Annotated in this window: 14 protein-coding genes and 1 tRNA gene; 8 read left to right on the plus strand and 7 right to left on the minus strand. The window is 40.2% G+C overall.

Annotated features, from left to right (window positions below):
- Positions 1-3: 3 nt before the first annotated feature.
- From EHQ70_RS03760 to EHQ70_RS03775, 4 genes are read left to right on the plus strand one after another with little or no spacing between them, the layout of a single operon-like run.
- Positions 4-2343 carry a methyl-accepting chemotaxis protein gene (locus EHQ70_RS03760; RefSeq protein WP_135583633.1) on the plus strand — a complete coding sequence of 780 codons (2340 nt, stop codon included), beginning with the start codon at positions 4-6 and terminating at the stop codon, positions 2341-2343.
- Positions 2344-2357: 14 nt separating this feature from the next.
- Positions 2358-2834: a chemotaxis protein CheW gene (locus tag EHQ70_RS03765; RefSeq protein ID WP_135583635.1), complete on the plus strand. Its 477-nt coding sequence runs from the start codon at positions 2358-2360 to the stop codon at positions 2832-2834.
- Entirely contained in the window at positions 2834-3322 is a 489-nt protein-coding gene (locus EHQ70_RS03770; RefSeq protein WP_135583637.1) for a chemotaxis protein CheD, read from the plus strand. Before EHQ70_RS03765 ends, EHQ70_RS03770 begins: the two co-directional genes overlap by 1 nt.
- Before the next feature lie 4 nt (positions 3323-3326).
- Positions 3327-4379: a protein-glutamate methylesterase/protein-glutamine glutaminase gene (locus tag EHQ70_RS03775; protein WP_135583639.1), complete on the plus strand. Its 1053-nt coding sequence runs from the start codon at positions 3327-3329 to the stop codon at positions 4377-4379.
- On the opposite strand, the gene EHQ70_RS03780 is transcribed toward EHQ70_RS03775, so the two are convergent.
- Genes EHQ70_RS03780 through EHQ70_RS03800 form a run of 5 tightly spaced genes read right to left on the minus strand, consistent with a single transcriptional unit; the run spans position 4380 to position 12233 of the window.
- Positions 4380-7133: an ATP-binding protein gene (locus EHQ70_RS03780; protein WP_135583641.1), complete on the minus strand. Its 2754-nt coding sequence runs from the start codon at positions 7131-7133 to the stop codon at positions 4380-4382.
- 4 nt (positions 7134-7137) lie between these two features.
- Positions 7138-8784 carry an acyl-CoA carboxylase subunit beta gene (locus EHQ70_RS03785; RefSeq protein WP_135583643.1) on the minus strand — a complete coding sequence of 549 codons (1647 nt, stop codon included), beginning with the start codon at positions 8782-8784 and terminating at the stop codon, positions 7138-7140.
- Between the two features lie 47 nt (positions 8785-8831).
- Positions 8832-9173, minus strand: a complete 342-nt coding sequence (locus EHQ70_RS03790) for an STAS domain-containing protein (RefSeq protein ID WP_135583645.1) — start codon at positions 9171-9173, stop codon at positions 8832-8834.
- Positions 9170-11917, minus strand: a complete 2748-nt coding sequence (locus EHQ70_RS03795; protein ID WP_135583647.1) for a SpoIIE family protein phosphatase — start codon at positions 11915-11917, stop codon at positions 9170-9172. The genes EHQ70_RS03790 and EHQ70_RS03795 overlap by 4 nt, the downstream gene beginning before the upstream one ends.
- Positions 11918-11921: 4 nt before the next feature.
- On the minus strand, positions 11922-12233 hold the full coding sequence (locus tag EHQ70_RS03800; RefSeq protein ID WP_135583649.1) for a hypothetical protein: 312 nt from the start codon (positions 12231-12233) through the stop codon (positions 11922-11924).
- A gap of 75 nt (positions 12234-12308) precedes the next feature.
- Between EHQ70_RS03800 and EHQ70_RS03805 the strand changes: the two genes are divergently transcribed.
- The 3 genes from EHQ70_RS03805 to EHQ70_RS03815 all read left to right on the plus strand — a co-directional run bounded on the left by EHQ70_RS03805 (position 12309) and on the right by EHQ70_RS03815 (position 16314).
- Positions 12309-12381 (plus strand) — tRNA-Ala (locus tag EHQ70_RS03805).
- 114 nt (positions 12382-12495) lie between these two features.
- Positions 12496-13035, plus strand: coding sequence for a peptide deformylase (def, locus tag EHQ70_RS03810; protein WP_135583651.1), 540 nt, complete (start codon positions 12496-12498; stop codon positions 13033-13035).
- A gap of 27 nt (positions 13036-13062) precedes the next feature.
- Entirely contained in the window at positions 13063-16314 is a 3252-nt protein-coding gene (locus EHQ70_RS03815; protein WP_135583653.1) for an efflux RND transporter permease subunit, read from the plus strand.
- Positions 16315-16329: 15 nt separating this feature from the next.
- Here the strand turns inward: EHQ70_RS03815 and EHQ70_RS03820 are convergent, their stop codons facing one another.
- Both EHQ70_RS03820 and tyrS read right to left on the minus strand, forming a co-directional pair.
- Positions 16330-17520, minus strand: a complete 1191-nt coding sequence (locus EHQ70_RS03820; protein ID WP_135583655.1) for a polysaccharide deacetylase family protein — start codon at positions 17518-17520, stop codon at positions 16330-16332.
- Between the two features lie 70 nt (positions 17521-17590).
- Positions 17591-18817: a tyrosine--tRNA ligase gene (tyrS, locus tag EHQ70_RS03825; RefSeq protein WP_135583657.1), complete on the minus strand. Its 1227-nt coding sequence runs from the start codon at positions 18815-18817 to the stop codon at positions 17591-17593.
- A gap of 97 nt (positions 18818-18914) precedes the next feature.
- Here tyrS and EHQ70_RS03830 point away from each other — a divergent pair, with 97 nt between their 5' ends.
- Positions 18915-20522, plus strand: coding sequence for a glycerol-3-phosphate dehydrogenase/oxidase (locus tag EHQ70_RS03830; protein ID WP_135583658.1), 1608 nt, complete (start codon positions 18915-18917; stop codon positions 20520-20522).
- Positions 20523-20527: the final 5 nt, after the last annotated feature.

The following is a 20527-nucleotide window of genomic DNA, read 5'->3' on the forward strand; positions in this document are numbered from 1 at the left end:
GATATGAAAAATAATAAGATAAACACGAAACTAATCGTTTTTTTCCTTACAGGAATACTATTTGCGATTTGGACATCCGTATATTCCTGGAGAACATTCTCGGGTTCTTTCCCTACAGAAGAAACAACCAATGCTCATTTACAAAAAATGGGAAAACTGGAATCTGCTTGGAACTTGAGCCAATCGATCCAAGCAGATCTTTTGGCCCTCCTCGGAGCACCAGACGTAGATAAAACCTTGGTAGCCAAGGTAAAATATGATTTGGAAAAATTATCTTCTTCCTGGGAACAAATTTCCTCATCCCCAGCTTCCAAGGAAGAATCTACCATTCTTGCGAACTTCCATTCAGAGAAAGAAGGATACATTAGTTCCGTAAAAAACTTTATCACTGATCCAGAAGACCAAACCAAAAAAGACCTTCTAAAATCCTCTTTACCTTCCTTATGGAAAGTTTACTCCAGTTCTATTTTTAAACTGAGTGCACAACTTACCAAGGATAGCATTTTAGATATTGCAGAAAGATCCAACTCTGAAACAGGAAACCTCCTCCCCATTTATTTCTCGGGTGGACTTTTCCTGATCATCACGGCTTATCTACTTTTTACTTTGTTAAAACAAATTGAAAAACCAATGAAAGATGCAATCCAAATCAAAACAGCTTTGGACAGCGTATCTACAAATGTGATGATTGCCGATTTAGATTTAAACGTGGTGTATATGAACAAAGCCATTCATTCCATGTTTGCCAAGTCAGAAAACGAAATCAAAACACAGCTCCGCAATTTTTCACTCAAAGATTTAATGGGAAGTAATATTGATGGATACCATAAAGATCCGAGCCACCAACGCCGTTTGCTTGGAACATTCACAGCAGAACACAAAACTAGCATTACCATTGGAAGTCGTGAATTTAACTTAATTGCAAATCCGATCATAACAGCAACCGGAGAAAGGTTAGGAAGTGTTGTCGAATGGGCTGATGTTACAGAAGCCAATGCCAATTCTAGAGCCATTAACAGATCACAGGCTACGATTGAATTCAATATGGATGGAACCATTTTGACAGCCAATGAAAACTTTCTCAAAGTCATTGGTTATCCACTAGAAGAAGTCAAAGGCCAACACCATAGAATCTTTGTAGATACCCAAGAAGCCAATTCCGAATCTTACCGCCAATTTTGGGCGGCCCTCGGTCGTGGAGAATTCCAAGCAGCCGAGTACAAACGTATTGGTAAAAATGGAAAAGAAGTCTGGTTGCAAGCAACGTATACTCCGATCATTGATGCCAACGGAAAACCATTTAAAGTCATCAAATACGCAACAGACATTACAGAACAAAAGAAAATCACACTCGAAACAGCGCGTATTGTTGATGACCTAGTCATTGGACTTGCTGCTTTAGAAAACGGAGACCTCACCCAACTCATTACGAGTGATTATGATGGAGGTTTTGCAAAACTTAGAGATTCTTTTAACAATACTTCCAAAAAGTTAGTAGAAATCATCAATGATGTCAGGACAAATACGGACGCACTGGTCAACGCAGCTGACGAAGTTGCATCGACTGCCAGTACACTTTCTCAAGGTGCCAGTGAACAAGCGGCTTCTGTGGAAGAAACTTCCGCTTCCTTGGAAGAGATGGGTGCTTCCATCGACCAAAATGCAGAAAATGCAAAACAAACTGATACCATCGCCACCAAGTCAGCAAAAGATGCAAAACAAGGTGGAGAGGCTGTAAAAAATACAGTATCGGCAATGAAAGAAATTGCAGATAAAATTTCCATCATTGAAGATATCGCATACCAAACCAACTTACTCGCATTAAACGCTGCCATTGAAGCAGCAAGAGCCGGTGAACATGGAAAAGGATTTGCAGTGGTTGCCTCTGAAGTCAGAAAACTTGCGGAACGTTCCCAAAAATCTGCAAATGAAATTGGAAGTTTGGCAGGAAGTTCGGTACAAATTGCTGAATCAGCTGGAAAACTCATTGAAGAGATTGTTCCTGCCATTAACAAAACAGCAGACCTTGTCCAAGAAATCACGGCAGCAAGCCAAGAACAATCTTCTGGTGTAAACGAAGTGAATAAAGCAATGGGTCAACTGGACCAAGTCTCACAACAATCGGCCTCTGCCTCTGAAGAACTTGCTGCCATTGCAGAAGAACTACAAGCCCAAGCCGAAAAATTACTTTCCTCAATTAGTTTCTTTAAATTAGGAAAACAAGGAACATTTCCAGCAGCTTACGATTCAAAACTGACGAAATCGAAAACCTCCCGTCAGCCAGTATCCAATGTTAGAAAGTCTGATTCATCCGATGAATCTAGTAAGTTCCAAAAGTACTAAAGTAGGATATCCATATGCAGGAACTCCAATACTTAACTTTTCAAATTTCGGACGAACTTTTTGGTCTGGGAATTCTATACATCAAAGAAATCATTGAATTCGAGTCAGTGACTCATGTCCCAATGATGCCCGATTATATTCCTGGTGTGATCAATCTTAGAGGGAATGTGGTTCCGGTGATTGATCTAAACGCAAGGTTCTACAAAAAGAAAACAGAAACCAACCGTAAAACCTGTATCATCATCACGGAGGTAAAAATGGAAAATGAAATCATTGATGTGGGTCTCCTTGTGGATGCGGTCAATGAAGTAGTCGACATTACCCCAAATTCCATTGAAGAACCTCCTAGTTTCGGCTCAAAAATTCGTCTCGATTTCATCCAAGGGTTAGGAAAGTTAGAAAATAAATTTGTAATAATCCTTAAAGTAAACCAAATTTTGGAACTTTCAGAGTTACAAGCAATACAAGAAACTTCGTCCAATGTTCTGTAATGGAATCACCAAAGGAAGTTATTGATCGTTATTTAAATCCAGGAGAAATTTTTTTCGGAGGTTCAGACTTCCGAGTGAGAACCTTACTTGGGTCTTGTGTTTCCATAATTTTATGGCACCCCAATCGGCAAATTGGGGGAATGTGTCATTACCTTCTACCAACACCAGCTGACATCCATTCCGCCAAAACACATAAATATGGAATGGATGCATTTACGTATTTTTTGTCTGAAATCAAAAAACATAAATCTGAACCCAAAGAATATTATGCAAAAATTTTCGGCGGATCTAATATGTTCCTTAATGAAGAAAGAGAAATTTTGAAAGACCATTCAAGTTCCTTAATTGGAACAAGGAATGCTAACTTTGCCAAAAAAATTCTAGAAGAAAATGAAATCAAAATCATTTCAGAAGATACTGGCGGGAACTTATCACGAAAAGTTTATTTTACCGTTTGGGACGGTGAAGTGTGGGTAGAAAAAAAATAACACTATGAAAAAAATCAAAGTTTTTGTAATCGATGACTCCGCTGTCGTTAGACAAGTATTAGCTGAAATATTCAAAACTGATTCTAGTTTTGAATATTTAGGTAGTGCATCCGATCCCATATTTGCTTTGGATAAAATGAATAACGATTGGCCAGATGTTATTGTTTTAGACATTGAAATGCCAAGAATGGATGGGTTGTCCTTCCTTAAAAAAATAATGACAGAAAGACCTACTCCCGTTGTGATTTGTTCCACCCTAACTACGGAAGGTTCCGATACTGCCCTTCTTGCCATGAGCCTTGGTGCTTGTGAAGTCATTACCAAACCAAAGATTGGACTAAAAGATTTTTTACATGAATCTACTATTGAACTGACTGATGCTGTCACTGCAGCTGCATCAGTTTCATTAAGAGCATTACCATCGTTATCTGACAAAAAACAATTTTCTATCAAAACAGAAAAAAAACAAGATATCTCTCAACTGCAGGCTACTGAGAAAATTGTTGCCATTGGAACATCCACCGGTGGGACCATTGCATTAGAAGAAGTTCTTACCAAACTCCCCGCAGACAAAACTCCAGGCATTGTGATAGTCCAACATATGCCGGAAAAATTCACCGAAGCCTTTGCCAATCGTTTGAATTCCATTTGTGATATCAGTGTCAGAGAAGCAAAAGACGGCGATCGCATTGTACGTGGTCAGGCCCTCATCGCACCAGGGAACCGCCATATGACGGTTCGGCGTTCAGGGGCACAGTATTTTGTAGAGGTGATGGACGGCCCGCTCGTGAATCGCCATAGACCTTCGGTAGATGTCCTTTTCCGATCTGTTGCAAGACAGGCCGGTAAAAATGCAAAAGGAATCATTATGACAGGTATGGGTGATGACGGTGCATCAGGATTACATGAAATGAAAGAAGCTGGGGCGGAAACCATAGCACAAAATGAAGAGTCTTCTGTTGTGTTTGGAATGCCTCGTGAGGCAATCAAGAGAGGAGGAGTTGATCACATCCTTCCTCTCTCTGAAATTTACAAAACAATTATGGGTTACGGTTGATTAACCGAGACCCAATTCCTTTGTTACTTTTACCTTTCTAGTTCGAATTTCTTCCGGAGATTCTTCCTTTAGAATTTCATCTGGTTTGATTTTGAAGATTGGCTGCGCTTTTGTCACAATCTTTCCATCAGAATCCACCATTAGATTTTTAACAATGGTTCCACTCACTGGAGCAAGGATTTTGTTAAACATCTTCATAACTTCGATGATAAAGAGTGGTTGTCCTGCTTGGAAATGATCCCCTTCATTGATGAGTAAAGGAAGGTTTGGAGCTTCTTTTGAGTAGAACATTCCACCCATAGGAGCCACAATTTCATCCCCAGACATTTTTGGAGGTGGGTTTAATGTTTTGATAAACGCATCTCTTGTGTCTTTGTTTTTGTACTCGTCTGGCACAACCCCATCCAAATCAGCATTCACATCCAAACCAAAGAAGTTGGATTTGATACCGATTTTTGGTAAGAGTAAAAGGGTTTCAAGACCTGCTTGGAATCCATTATGACTTGCGATCGAGGCAGTCCAAAGTTCATCAGAAAGTGACTTAGAAGGATTTTTACCTTTCGTTAGGGCCTCGGATAACTCTTTCCAAGAACTAAGACCAGTTCGTGTAGACAATTCGGAATAGAATGCTTTGGCTTCCAATAGAAGGTTGGCATCATGATCCCAAATCTTTTCAGAACTTGCTTTGGCTTCCGTTGTATCTAAGTTCAAATAGTAATACAACGAATCCAAAAATTGGATTGGGTTTTCGTTAAACGCCACATTGTTTCCCGTGCGGGTCCAAAGTTTTCCATCAAAGTATCCTAAAAATCCACCAAGAAGATGCGGATTCGCAAGAAGTCTCTCTAAAGGACGAATGACGAGAGTCATCTTTTTATTAAGAACTTTTTTGAGATCGGCATCGGCAATTTTTGTTTTTTCAGACCACAGATACTCTAAATCCAAATCGTTGATGATGGATTGTAAAGCACCGATTCCCGCTAAATAGGAAATCATAAACGCAGTAGAAGGTTTGAACATCGCATCCTTACCTAAAATCCACTGGATGAGTCCATAGTGAACAAGTAAGTTGGTTTCGAGGTTTTGCCCTCTAAGCTCTGTTTTGCGAAGAATGTTTCCTAAAATTTCTAAGTTTTCTGTTCGGCTAGTTCCATAAGAAACAATCAGAGCTACGTTAGAATCATAAGCACCTGCTAAATTGTAATGAACAAAGGCACCTGTATCGGGGTTACGAGTACAAATCCCTTGGTCATCCCGAATCTCTTCAGGAAGTGCATTCGACCAGTTTTGAATGATCCCACCCGCATGTGGTTGGAGTGCACGGTTCGTTGCATTGATCCGAACTTCCGCCCCAGAAACATTTCTTAAAATTCTTTCTGGTTTCGGAACTCTTGTTCCATGGATAGAAAGGACTGCCATCGCTTCCACAAGAGAGTCAATATAGAAAATATCATTTGGATCGTTCGGGTTGGTGAACTTCATTTTGTACACCATCTCCGTCACACGATGTTCCACCTGAATCCTTGTGTTTACTTCCATAAAGAAGAAACTATTTCCTTCAACGATACATTCAAAAGTAGAAACAGAATTCAAACGAATGGCTTTTCCGAACACTTCCGCTTGGTGTTCCATATCTTTTAAAGTCTGAACATCTTTATCTAAGATGGCTGCTTTTTTTGAATTGGAAGAACGAACGGCATCAGCTTCTTTTTGTAATAACTCAACTGTTTGAGAAATTTCCAAAAGTTTTTGTTCGTGCATTTGTAAGGAACAATCACGACCCCCAAGGGACAAAGACCACTCACCGTTACCAATCAGCTGGATCTCGTTGTGGCGTGTGTTTTCGATGTTAAGCTCTATAAGGAAGTTTCTGTTGGAACCAACGGCAGTGACTTTGGATTCCGCAAGGATTTCCATCACGGCTGCATCAATTTCTGATTTTTCATTAATGACACGTTGGCCCTTTCCACCACCACCACCGATATACTTGAATCGGATTCGTTTGCCTGGATATTTTTTCCAAATATCTTCACAAAGAATAGCAGACTCTTTTTGTAAGTCTGAGATGGAAGTGATGTCTATGGTTTTTTCATAAGAAAGTTGGAGTAAATCTTCCGCATTGTCTTCCAATGCTTTGGAATCATTAAAAGAAAAGGTTAAGTTATTTTCTTTGGCAACTTTTAGGAGTCCATCTTTAGAATTTCCGGTTTTACGAAGTAAAGCAAGGGCAGTGATATTGTCGACCCCAGGAGTTACCGAAACATTCAAACTTCTTGCAAGTTTTTTAGCCTCATCTTTAGCTCCGGCACCTTTCGCAACATGAGAACTCGGTCCCATAAAGGTGATCCCTGCTTTTTCGATGGCTTCAATAAACTCAGCATCTTCTGCCATAAATCCGTACCCAGCAAAGATATGAGTGTATCCATTGTCTTTGGTGATTCCAATGATTTGGTGGATTCTTTGTTCTTTCTCTTCTTTACCCGCACCCATATAATCAGGAACGCGGTGGATATTTTCCGGGAATCGGAAGTTACGAAGTTCTGGAGCAAGTGCTTTTGGATAAACAATGGAATCTTTTTCAGAAAGTAAAATTCCATATTCCTTCACACCAATCGCATCAAAAACATCCATGGTTTCTTTACGAACGGGACCACGGCAAACGATGAGACATTTGATCGATTCCACACTGAAGGAACGAATCCATGCGGACTCGGACTCTTGGAATTGAATGCGTTTTAAATTCTTATCTAACATGGAATTATTCAAACTCCCTTTGAGGACCGGACATTTCCGCCGGTTTGTATTTGGACATTAGGAAACTCAAGTTTTTGGATAATACATTTCTTGTGTATCCTGGTAGAATGATGGAGGAAACAGAACCAAGAGAAAGTGCTTCTTTTGGATTCATGAGTTCTTTTTCGTATCGTTGTCCGATTTCGAAAAGTTTACCATCACGAACGGAAGCCGCTTCTTTTTCGCTCATTCCTTTTTTCACGTTTGCCAAAAATTCTTTTTGGATACTTGTGATTTCATCTTTGTAAACATACTCTTTTCCTGCAGGACCCATAACCGCAATCCTTGCTGTAGGAAGTGCAAACACCATAGAAGCTCCCGTAAAATAAGAGTTAAATGTTGCATAAGCACCACCAAAGGCGTTACGAATGATAAGAGTGAGTCTTGGAGTTCTAAGATCGATAATGGAATCGAGTAGTTTTCTACCTTCGAGAACGATACCATTTTGTTCTTGGTCACGACCTGGTAAAAATCCTGTTGTATCTTCTACAAATACCATAGGGATATTGTATAGGTTACAGAATCTTACAAATCGAGTTCCCTTACGAGAAGCACCGATGTCAATCTGACCGGAAGAAACTGCAGAGTTGTTGGCAAGAAATCCCACAACATGGCCACCAATTCTACCAAAAGCCGTTACAATGTTTCTTGCCCTTTGTGGTTGTAATTCAAAGAACTCACCATGGTCACAGATTTGTTGTAAGTAAAGAGTGATATCAAAAGGAGTGTTCATTCCTGTTGGGGAATTAAAAGTTTTTCTAAAAAGAATATCTTCTTCGTAAATGAACCTGTCGACCGGATCCGAAGTTGGATAAAACGGCGCAAAACTATGGTTATTGTCTGGTAAGTAAGAAAGAAGACGAATGGCAGTTCGTAACGAACCTAATTCATCACCTGTGACAAGGTCTACCACTCCGGATTGGCCGTGCACTTTTGGCCCACCTAAGTCCTCAGCAGAAACATCTTCACCAAGAACAGATTTTACCACCCCAGGGCCAGTGAGACCAAAGAAGGTTCCATCACATTGGATCATAAAAGATCCTTGGCGCGGAAGATAAGCTCCACCACCAGCATTAAAACCAAACATAAGCATGACGGAAGGAACCACACCGCTAATCTTACGGAGTGCTGTAAATGCTTCTGAGTAACCGTCAAGTCCACCCACTCCCGCAGGAACATAAGCTCCAGCAGAATCGTTCATTCCGATCAGAGGGATCCCATGTGTTCCCGCCATTTGGATGAGACGAGCTAGTTTGCTACCGTTGGTCGCATCCATGGAACCAGCACGAAGTGTGAAGTCGTGGCCATAAACCGCAACATCGCGACCTTTGATATTTAAAATTCCAGTAACTATCGAAGCTCCATCTAAGTTGGGGCCCCAGTTTTGGTAGGTGATATTAGGTTCTTCGTCAGTAAGGACTTTGATCCTCTCCCAAACCGTCATACGGTTTTTGGAGTGTTGGACGCGGATTCTATCTTCTCCGCCTCCCAGGAATGGCTTCTCTATGAGTTCCTTTCCTAGTTTGAGAGCATCATCATAAATTCCGGTTTGAGTTTCCGGAGCCTTAGTTTCTTTAAACGGGTTGTTTAGGGAATACTGCTTGGTTTCCATAAGTTTTTTTCCAATGTTTTGTTTAGGATCACTTAGAAAAGTGATTTTTACTTTAGTGCAGAGTCTAAATCAGGATAAATTGTAAATAGCTGCTGCATTCCAATGATATCGAATACTTTCTCTACCGCAGGTTGGAGACCGCAGATAGAAATGCTTATTTTTTGCTCTTGGCAAAGGCGTAGTGTTGTGACGAGCAACCGAAGTCCTGCAGAAGAGATAAAGGGAACATCACTCAAATTGAAAATGACTGGTTTCCCAGCGGCACCAACTAGCGCCATCAAATCCTTTTCAATTTTATGTGTATTGTGAACATCCAAATTGCCTTGGACATATACAACCAACTTGTTTCCAATTGCTTCCGAATGGATTCCAATTTTGTCTTCGTTCATACGATCGTTTTCTCCAAATAGGTAATGTTTTGTTTCCCGTTGAAGTCATAGGACACTTTGTCCATTAGAGTCTCCATAAGATAAACGCCAAATCCACCCTTCCTTTCGCCCTTAACATTGGCTTCTACGGAAGGTTTAGGAACTTTTTTTCTGTCAAAGGGTTTCCCCTCATCGATAAGAACAACCTTAAGGTTGTCTCCAATCAATTCGAGCCTACATTCAAAACTAGGTTGGTCTAGTTCTGTATCTTTGTAACTATGCATGACTATATTGGTCGCTGCCTCATCCAAAGATATAAGAATATCATCAAAGGCAAAGGGTTTTGTGATTTTGCCTTCTAAATGTTCTGAAATAAAATCACGTAAATGAGGAATTTCGTCTGCTTGCGCCGGGAAAATCCGAGAGACCTCAAAACTTGTCACTTCTGCAAATTTGAGGATCATCACAGTAAAGTCATCATACTGTTCCTCAGAACGAGAAAATTCGCGGATGTCGTCATATACTTCCTCCACGATTTTCTGAGAGGATTCATTCCTTCTTTCGATGATGAAGTTAATGAACCGATCGAGACCATATTCCTCTTCTTCTGGGTTCTTTTCTTCGATGGCACCATCCGTATAAAAGACCAAAATGTCCCCTGGTTCAATTTGAATTTCCCCGCCATGGTAATTGGTTTGGGGAACAACACCAAGAGGTGCCCCTTTTCCTTTGAGGAGTTCAAAACTTCCATCTTTTCGAATCCAAATTTGATCATTGTGTCCCGCAGATGCAAATTTCAAAGTTCGAGTGCGTCTTTGATAATTGACAAGGAACAAAGTCACAAACATACCCGATTGGGAATCTTCGTAAATCAATTGGTTGGCGCGAAACAAAAGCTCCGAAGGAGAAAGGTCCGTGGTCCGAGAAAGAGTTCGGATGATGGAACTAGACATTGCCATAAAAATAGCAGCGGGCAAACTTTTTCCAGAAACATCGGCCACTAAAAAAGAAAACTGGTCATCCCCAAAAGAATGGAAATCATAAAAGTCACCTGACACTTCTTTGGCGGCAACGGACATCACACCCAAATCAAACAAAGGAGATTGGATCAGAGAGTTAGGTAAAATATTGTTTTGGATTTTCCTTGTAATTTCGATTTCTTTTTCAATCGACTTCTTTGTAATGATTTCTTGGTTGAGACGAAGGTTTTCATAAGCCTTGGCAAGTGGCGAAGAAAGAGTTTTTAACATTCGAAGATCTGTTTCGTTAAAGGAATGAGCCGATTGTTTTCCACTCACATAGAGTGCTGCACGTAAGTTCCCTCCACGAGGGGCAATCGGTAAAATGAGAAAGTTTTTCTTTAAGGTATAAAACTCTAATTCTAAAAAAGATTCTTCCAATTGTGGGGTGACCGTAGCCATCCGCGGATTTCCCGATTCCATTAGGCTTAAAAAAAGTCGGCTTTCGGGCATAGGGAAAAATGATTCTCGAACAATGCCTAATTGCCTTGCATAAACCTGGATTCGATTTTTGTTTTTTTCCTCAATGATGACCATTCCGGCATCTTCGCATGACAATTCTTTGGTGAGAATACTTAGAGTTTTGGACATTAAACCCAGTTCATCATGAGATTCAAGTACAGCTTGTCCCAAATCAAAAATGGATTCCAAAGTACTTAGTTTTTGTTTCAGTTCTAAGTTTGTATCATTTAGATTTTTAAGAAGTCGCGTTTTTTGAATGGCAACCGCGCAGGCACTAGAAAAAGACAAAAAGGTATCGATATCATCTTGACTAAAATTGTTCCGATCAATGGTGTTGATGGCTTCAATGACACCAATCACTTCATCTCCCACAATCAGTGGACTTGCTAGAATATTTCGTGTAATGAAATTGGAGGCTTTGTCCACATCCCGAAAGACACGGTTGTCATTCTGAGCATCGTTGATGATCATGGGCTGTTTGGTAACAGCCACTGTTCCCGCAATCCCTTGGCCTACAGGAACTTTGATTTTTGCGACTTCTTCACGTTTTTCGCCTGTAACAGTGTGGAAAATCAAATATTCTTTTTTATCATCTAACAACAACAAGGAACTCGCTTCTGTTCGGAAAACGGATTTTGCCGATTCCATTACCATCACAAGAACATTTTCTAAATCAACACTGGTATTGATGAGAACCGCTACACGAATGATTTCTTCTAAAAAGTATTGAAGCCTGTTGTTATTGTTATGAATGTTTGCGTTATCAATGAGCAATAAAATGGAAGTGGTTAGTGAATTAAAAAACTGTGGTTCTGCTTCCGAAAGAACCGTATCTTTAAAAAGTGCATTCAGATTCGCACTAAAATAATTGATTAGATCCAAATCCTGTTCAGAAAAATTTTGGAAATGTTTGATCCCTTCTAAAACGAGTACTCCGAGAGCTAAATCTCCGATTTCATCTCCCACATAACAAGCTATATATGATTCTGCAACCGGGCCATCGGAATCTTTTAAATGAGAACCTTTTTTAACGAGTATACTTTGACGGGACTTAAAAACATGTTTGGCAATCGTGCCAGCAGAGGATTTGTTCTGGATCAAACCAAAACGACTTAAATTTCCTCTTTCATTTCGAAAATAGAATGCTGCGGATTTTGCAGAGACAAGTCGTTTTGCCTGACCTAGGATAAAATGGTATAAATCATCCAATTCAGAAGAAGAAGAAAGGTAAAATCCACCTTCTTCATTTTTTCGGATGATTGGCGGCAGAACACTTGGTTTCAATGGTTTAATCTTTGTTAAATTTTAATGATTCTTCTCTTAATTTTCGATTTGCATCTTCCAAGGTCTTAATTTTATCAAACGCAGACATAAGTTCATCTCGACTGAGATTGGATACCATTGAACTTGCTTGAACCGTCTCTTTCGCTTCTCTCAGTTCCACGCGAGAATAATCGATGATTTGTTCGTACATACGAATGATCTCATCTGCATTTGCTAATTCTTGTTCGTTTAGTCTAAGAACCTTTTCATAGCCTTTAATGATATCTGATTGGATTTTCAGTTTTTTAGTCAGTTCTTCTACCGTATCTTGTCCCATAACATCTCTGGTTCCTTAGCCATTTTAGGATTCTGTTGACAAGCAAACACTGTCACCCACCTTGGATTAGCGCAAGGGGACGTAGCTCAGTTGGGAGAGCGTTTGAATGGCATTCAAAAGGTCGGGGGTTCGATTCCCCTCGTCTCCAAAATCCCTCCCGAGATTTGAGCGTTTCAACCCTCCCCTGTCAAATTCTTTTTAATTTAGAAAGGAGTTCACTTGATCAATCAGTGACCTTTTTCAATCTATTCCATAATAGATTATGGCTGTTAGAAAAATCCTCAAGATTGGCAATCCCTTACTCCGTCAAACGAGCGAAGACGTAACTGAATCCGAAATTCAAACCAAGGATTTTAAAAAACTGATTCGAGATATGTTTGAAACCATGCGTCATGCTGAAGGTGTGGGTCTTGCTGCCCCTCAAATTGGAATCATGAAAAAATTGGTCGTGGTTGGTCAGGACGATGACAATGGACGGTATCCAGGTACTCCAGAAGTTCCCAACCAAATCATTCTCAATCCAGAGATCACCCCTCTTTCTCCGCCCGGAGAAGGGTTCTGGGAAGGTTGTCTTTCCGTTCCTGGTATGCGTGGGTTTGTAGAAAGACCCGATAAAATTCGAATGAAATGGCGAGATGAAAATTTCGTGGAACATGAAGAAATTATTGAAGGCTATAGAGCGATTGTATTACAACACGAATGCGACCACTTATTTGGAGTTCTTTATGTGGATCGCCTCAAAAGTACAAAGTTATTCGGTTACAACGAAGACATTGACACCGCAGGTAAGTTGTTAGATTAAATAGTTTTTCTCTCCTCTAGGAGTTTTATGGGCACATCCATCGTTGAATACTTTCTTTCGAAGAGTTTATTCGTAAACCTTCTTACCTTTCTTATTCTTCTTGTTGGTGGATTCACTGCTGCCACGATGAACCGCGAAGCATTTCCCAATATCAATTTTGATATTGTCAGTGTCACAACTGTTTATCCTGGTGCAGCACCTGCTGATGTCGAGAAATTGGTCACCAAACCTTTGGAAGATGCCATTAAAGAAGTAGATGGAATCAAAGAATTCCGATCTGCTTCTTTGGAAAACAGATCCGGTATCATCATCACCATTGATCCCAATACAAAAAATACTCAAAAAGTAGTCGATGATCTAAAGTCCGCCATTGACCGAATCCAAGATTTACCGGAAGATGTAGATGATCCCATTGTGACAGAGATCACAACGGCAAGGCAACCAGTCATAGAAATCCATTTAAGTTCTACCTTAAAAGACGGTAAACCCTTGTTAAATGGAAAAGAACTTCGTGACCAAGCAAAAATTTTAGAAGAAAAACTGAAAGACCTTCCTGCTGTAGCAAGAATTACCAAAAGAGGCTGGCGAGAAAGGGAAATGAAAGTGGATTTGGATCCAGACAAATTGAGAGCCTACTCCTTATCATCCACCCATGTCCTGAACGCCCTTAAGTTACGAAACATCAACTTCCCTGGTGGAAATATCAACGAAAGAACAAGGGAAATCATTGTTCGCACTGTTGGAGAATTTGATACTCCCGAAGAAATTGAAAATGTTTTTGTTCGTTCCAATGATGCCGGACGTTCTGTACGAATTCGTGATATTGCCCGTGTCACAGAAGGATTTGAAGATTCGGAATATTTAGACAAATCCAATGGAAATATTGCCATTGCCTTAACAGTGATAAAAAGGGAAAAAGCGGATGCCATCTCTGTCGTTGATGATTCTAAATTAGTTGTAGAAGAATTCATTAAATCCACTGGTGGAACAGTCAAACACGCATTTGTCAATGACCTTTCTAAATACATCAGAAGACGACTTGGAGTTTTAACATCCAATGCAGTATCAGGACTTTTTCTTGTAACGGCCTCTCTATTTGTTTTTCTCGGTTGGCGAATGGCACTCATGACGGCACTGGGAATTCCGATCTCCATTGCTATGACTTTTGTGGCGATGAACTATATGGGGTTAACTTTAAACTTAATCTCCATGATGGGCCTTATCATAGTTGTCGGAATTTTGGTGGATGATGCCATCATCATTTGCGAAAACGTTTACCGCCATTTAGAAATGGGAGAAGAACCCTTCGAAGCCGCGATGCGAGGAACAAGCGAGGTCATCGCTCCCGTGACGGCAACAGTAACAACAACCATTGCCGCGTTTGGGCCAATGCTTTTTATGACGGGGATCTTTGGAAAGTTTATCCATTCCATTCCTTTAGTTGTCATTTTATCTTTATGTAGTTCTTTATTTGAAGCTTTCTTTATGTTACCTTCCCATTTGTATGATGTGAGTAAAACCACAAATATGAAAGGTGAGGTGAAAGAAGAATCCCATTGGTTTATCAGATTCAAAGAAAATACCTATTTACCCCTCCTCAGTTTTGCACTGAAAAATCGATGGAAAATGATAGGCCTTCTTATGGGGTTATTTGTTTTTTCACTAGCCATCCAAGTCAAATTTGGAAAATTCAAACTCTTTCCGGGAGCCATTGAAACCTTCCAAATAAGAGTCACCGCTGAAACTGGATTAAAACTGGAAGAAACAGATCGTTTCATTCAGGCCATTGAAGTTGCTGTAGGCCAACTGCCTGACGGAGAAGTAGAAAACTATATCTCCCGTGTGGGTATCATCCAAAAAGATCCGAATGACCCCTTTACCAAAAGGGGGAAAAATTATGCGCAAGTGATGGTGTATTTAACCCCTGATGACAATCGAGAAAGATCTACGGAAACAATCATTGAAGTGGTGCGTCAAAACACCAAATTTATGTTAAATGAGAAGGCACTCCTCCTTTTAGAAGAAAAGTTAGCCAAAGAAAATGTTGGCAAAGAAGAAGAAAGTATTACAAAATCAGATGTTCCGAAAGAATTCCTTTCTTTAAAAGGAAAACTTGTTAACTTAGAATTTGAAAAACTGGCAGGTGGTCCACCAGTGGGAAAACCTGTGGCCATTGAAATCAAAGGGGATGACTTTGCCACCTTACTCAAAATTGGCGCTGAATTCAAAGCCGCCCTCGCAAAAATCAATGGAGTCACTGATATCGGTGATGATTTTAACGAAGGAAAAGATGAAATCCGAGTTTCTGTAGATGAATCACTGGCATCCTTTGCTGGTGTAAACGTTCAATCCGTATCACTTGCCATCAACACAGCTTTACAAGGAACAGTACCGACTAAAATCAAACGAGCTGATGAGGAAGTGGATGTGCGTGTTCGTTTCCCAGAAGAATATAGAGCTTCCCTCACCCATTTAAACAAAGTCTATGTCAATAACCTTACTGGTAACTTAATCCCTGTTTCTAGGCTGACTAGTTATGATAGGAACCCTGGCCGAGCCTCCATCAACCACTTAGATGGAAAAAGATTGTTAACGGTTACTTCCAATATCGATGAAACAGTCTCCACTTCCAGACAGGTCAACGTCGAAGCAAAAAAACTCACAGAAGGTATCATCGCCAAATATCCGGGTTATTCTGTGCGTTTTTCAGGTGAAAACAAAGATACGGAAGAATCCATGGCATCACTCGGAAGAGCTTTTCTTGTGGGACTTCTCATCATCTATATGATCCTTGCTTCCCTATTCCGTTCTCTCGCCCAACCTCTGATTGTGATGAGTGCCATTCCTTTTGCAGTGATTGGAGTGATTTTTGCTTTTTTACTCCACGGACAACCATTTTCCTTCCTTGCTTTTCTTGGGATCATTGGACTTGCGGGGGTGGTCGTAAATGACTCCATTGTCCTTGTGGACTGCGCCAACCAACTTCGTCTCGAAAACCCGAACAAATCCACTTTCGATTTGCTTGTGGAAGCAGGAAGCATTCGATTAAGAGCCGTTATACTAACAACAGTAACAACGGTTCTTGGACTCCTTCCGACTGCTTATGGAATTGGAGGAAAAGACCCTTTCCTTGTTCCGATGGCTTTGGCATTTGGATGGGGACTTGCTTTTGCTACCTTTATCACTCTCATTATGGTGCCGGTATTTTATTTAAACCTTTATCTATTTAAAGATTGGGCAGTGGCAAAATTCCAATCTCGGAAAAAACAGTTTGCGTAAGATAAAAAAGAAAACTTAGTCTTTTTTATCGTTTAAAACTTCTGATAAGGTCACAAATTTATATCCTTTTTCCTTCATTCGTTCAATGAAGGTAGGAAGGATATAAATCAACTTATCAAATTTTCTTGGTCCACCCAAATGCATCAGGATGATGGCTCCGTTCATTCCGTTCGGATCTGCTTTTTCCCAATGATCCAAAAAGGTTAAGGTCTCCTCACCAGTTTTGTAATGAGGATTTCTAACCACTTCCTTTTTACCTTTAGATGTTTTTTTATAAAGGAATTGTTTGCTGATATAATCTGGCAAATCAAGAGACCCTTTGGAGTTATTTGACCACATAATATGGTCTGTATAACCTAGGCTTGCATGGGCATCTAAAATCAATTGACTGAGTGCCCCATATGGTAGGCGGTAATATTTTTTTAATTCTTGTTTGGTGAGTGAATGAAAAGTATCCTCTACTCGCTTTAACTCTTCCGCCATTCTTGGTAAATCCAAAACTGATTTGGATAAATACTCAAGAACCGTCCTTTTTTTTAAGGAAGTTTCCGTTACAGATCTTTGGTAATTGAAATGAGACCAAGTATGGTTTCCAAATTCTACCGATCCAGTTTTGGCCATTCGTTTGATATAATCTAAATTATTCCGAATGAAAAAAGATCCATTGATGTCGGATGGTCTCTCATTCGAAAGAAAGAGAGTCACTTTGATTTTATGTTCTTTGATATAATTGTATAAAACAGGGAGGTCTTCTCCCGTTGCCAAATCAAAGGTAAGGGCAATTTCTTTTTGGGTTTCATTCCCACGAAGAATATTTCTGCCTTTTGTATTCTGGCTGACTTCTTTTAGAAATTGGATGTTTTCTTCGACTTGTTTGGTTAGTGCCGAATCAGGCTCTACATCACCCGCAAGAGCATATTCTTCTCGGAGTTGCTCTTGGTACATCAGAGAAAATAGAGATTGTTCGAGTTCTCTTAGATTCTTTTCTTTTTCTTTTACTTCTGTTTCGAGTTTCGTGACACTGAGACTTAAATAAAGTAAATACCCACAAAGAACAAGAACTGTAACCCCAACAAAAGCCAGTGCCGAAACAAGGGCAAACTTTCGAAGTTTTTTTGCAAATAACCTGTCCTTCTCGATGTCCTGGGAAAGTTCATGAACAATATCCTGAATTTCCTTTTCTTCATTTGTCGGGTCGAGGGACATGCGGGTATAGGTTTCCTTACTAGCTAATATCGGATTTGGTGCAAGCGTTCTAAAAGACTGGCCATCAGCTTTATGTTTTTATCTTTAAAAATTTTCCCTTCTTCCCTTGTCGGATCAGGTATTCTTTTCCCTTTTCCAAGGACAAGGAAGGATCGGTAATTTTTTCTTCATCCAAATACAATCCACCGGCTTGAACAAGCCTCCGCCCTTCCGACACACTGGGAATGAACTTCAACTGAGAGAGAACATAAACAAGTAGCGGAGGTTTTTCCGTAAAATAAGAGGAGTCCAATGTTTCCGTCGGAATTTCATCCGGCAGGGCTCTGTTTTTTGTATTGTGGATGGCAGTCCACTCTTCCACTGCCTTCCTATTTTCCTCTTCTGGATGGAGTTGGTCCATCACAAGGAGAGCTAGTTCCGTTTTCACTTCTTTGGGATGAAGAGATTTCGAACGAATCCCCTCCTTTCTTTTATCCATTTCGGAAATAGGGAGATCTGTCAAAAGTTCAAAATAATTCCACATCAGGTCATCTGAGATCGACATGATTTTTCCATACATGTCGATGGGTTTTTCAATGATGCCCACATAGTTCCCAAGTGACTTGGACATTTTTTTGACACCATCAAGTCCCACTAGTAATGGTAAAGTAACGACGGATTGTGGTTTTTGTCCGTATTCTCTCTGTAAGTCGCGACCCACTAACATATTAAACTTTTGGTCTGTTCCCCCAAGTTCCACATCTGCCTTCATCGCAACAGAATCATAACCTTGTACTAAGGGATATAGAAATTCAATCATGGAGATGGGAGTGCCCGCTTTATGACGTTTGGTAAAGTCGTCTCTTTCTAACATTCGAGAAACTGTGTATTTAGATGTTAAAACCAAAACATCTTCGAATTTCATTTCGGAACACCAGTGAGAGTTATATAGGATCTTGGTTTTATTTGGATCGAGAATTTTAAAAACTTGGTTTTGGTATGTTTTAGAATTTTCCAAAACCTCTTCTTTCGAAAGACGTTTCCTTGTTTCGGATTTGCCTGTAGGGTCTCCGATCATGGCAGTAAAATCACCAAGCATAAAACAAACTTCATGGCCCAGGTCTTGAAAGTGTTTTAGTTTTCGGAGCAAAACAAAATGTCCCAAATGTAAATCGGGAGCTGTGGGATCAAAACCCGCTTTGATGGTAAGGGAAGGTTTGGATTTTATTTTTTCTAGTAACTCTGCCTCACTGATGATCTCAACAGTTCCGCGGCGTATGGTATCTAATTCTTGGTTCAATTCTCTTTCAGTTTTCATAACAAATTCAAAAATTTTCGATGGTAGAAATGGTGACTTTTGACAATACTAACCGTAGAATCTCTATAGGCAACCACCAAAGTACGTAAAAACCCTTATGAATCATTTAGATGAAAGAAAACAAACGCTAAAACAATTAGAATCAACTGACTACGACGTCTTAGTACTCGGCGGAGGTGCCACTGGATCTGGCACCGCACTGGATGCTAGTTTACGTGGATACAAGGTAGCCCTTTTAGAAAAACAAGATTTCTCCGCGGGAACTAGTTCTCGTTCCACAAAACTCATCCACGGAGGGGTCAGGTATTTAGCCCAGTTCCATTTTAAATTAATCTACGAAGCTCTATCTGAAAGAAAACGCCTCCTCATCAATGCTCCCCATCTTGTAAAACCCTTGCAGTTTGTTTTACCAACATATGTTTGGTGGGAAAAACCTTTTTTCTCCATTGGTCTTACGATGTATGACATTCTCGCGGGAAGATCAATTGTTCCAGGACATGAAAGGATCTCAAAAGCCACAGCAGTTGATTATTTTGCCTCCATCAAAAAAGAGAAACTGAGAGGTGGAATTTCTTATTATGATGCTCAGTTCAATGACGCAAGACTAAACGTAACAACTGTTCGTGCTGCCAAAGAAAATGGAACCGATGTTCTTTCTCGAATGGAAGTGGTTTCCTTCTTAAAAGATGGAAGTGGGAAAATCATCGGTGTTACTGCAAAAGATCTCATCACCAAAAAGAAAATTAATATCAAAGCGAAAGTGGTCGCAAATACTACCGGAGTTTGGATTGATTCCCTTCGAAAACTGGATGATCCCAAAGCAGAAAATGTCCTCGCACCAAGCCAAGGAATCCACCTTGTCTTCGACAAAACAAAGTTACCTTGTCGCACAGCAATGATCATTCCCAAAACTGCTGACGGTCGTGTGGTTTTTGTAATCCCTTGGGAAGGAAAAGTTCTCCTGGGAACCACTGACACGGCGATCAAACAAATCGATGAGGAACCACTCCCTCTCCAATCAGAAGTTGAGTTTTTACTAAAAACAGGAAATGATTACTTAGATACAAAGTTAACCAAAGCAGACATTGGATCTGTTTTTTCGGGCCTTCGCCCTCTCATCTCTACGGGAGATAAAAAAGATACAAAATCCATTTCACGCGAAGAAGCCATTCTTGTCTCAAACTCTGGTCTTGTGACTATGTCTGGTGGGAAATGGTCTACCTTTCGAAAAATGGCCGAAGACCTGACTGATAAACTAATCTCTGTTGGAAACCTAGCTCCCAAAATGAAATGTGTGACGGCAAGTTTTGCTTTTCCTGGAGCCGATGGATACTCCAAACATTTGGTGGCAAAAATCCAAACCATGTATGATCTCTCTTATGACACTGCGGTTCGTTTGGTGGATGCTTACGGTGGAGAAGTATCTTTTATTTTAGGTAAAAATCCAAAGGAAATCAAAAAGGGCTCTGGATATTTCGTAGAAGAAATCAAACATTTTGTGAAAAAGGAATTTGCACTTTCCGTTACCGATGTTCTATCCAGAAGGTGGAGAGTTGTGTTTCTAGATTTAAAACTAGCGGAATCTCTCGCAGTTCCTGTCGCCAATACACTCGCCAAAGAACTAGGTTGGAAAGAAGCGGAAAAAAAATCTTCTTTAAACGAACTGACAAGTCATATCAAAGATTTAAAGAAAACGATCGCCTGATTCTG

This window comes from Leptospira congkakensis, from assembly GCF_004770265.1.
GTDB classification, from domain to species: Bacteria; Spirochaetota; Leptospiria; order Leptospirales; family Leptospiraceae; genus Leptospira_A; species Leptospira_A congkakensis.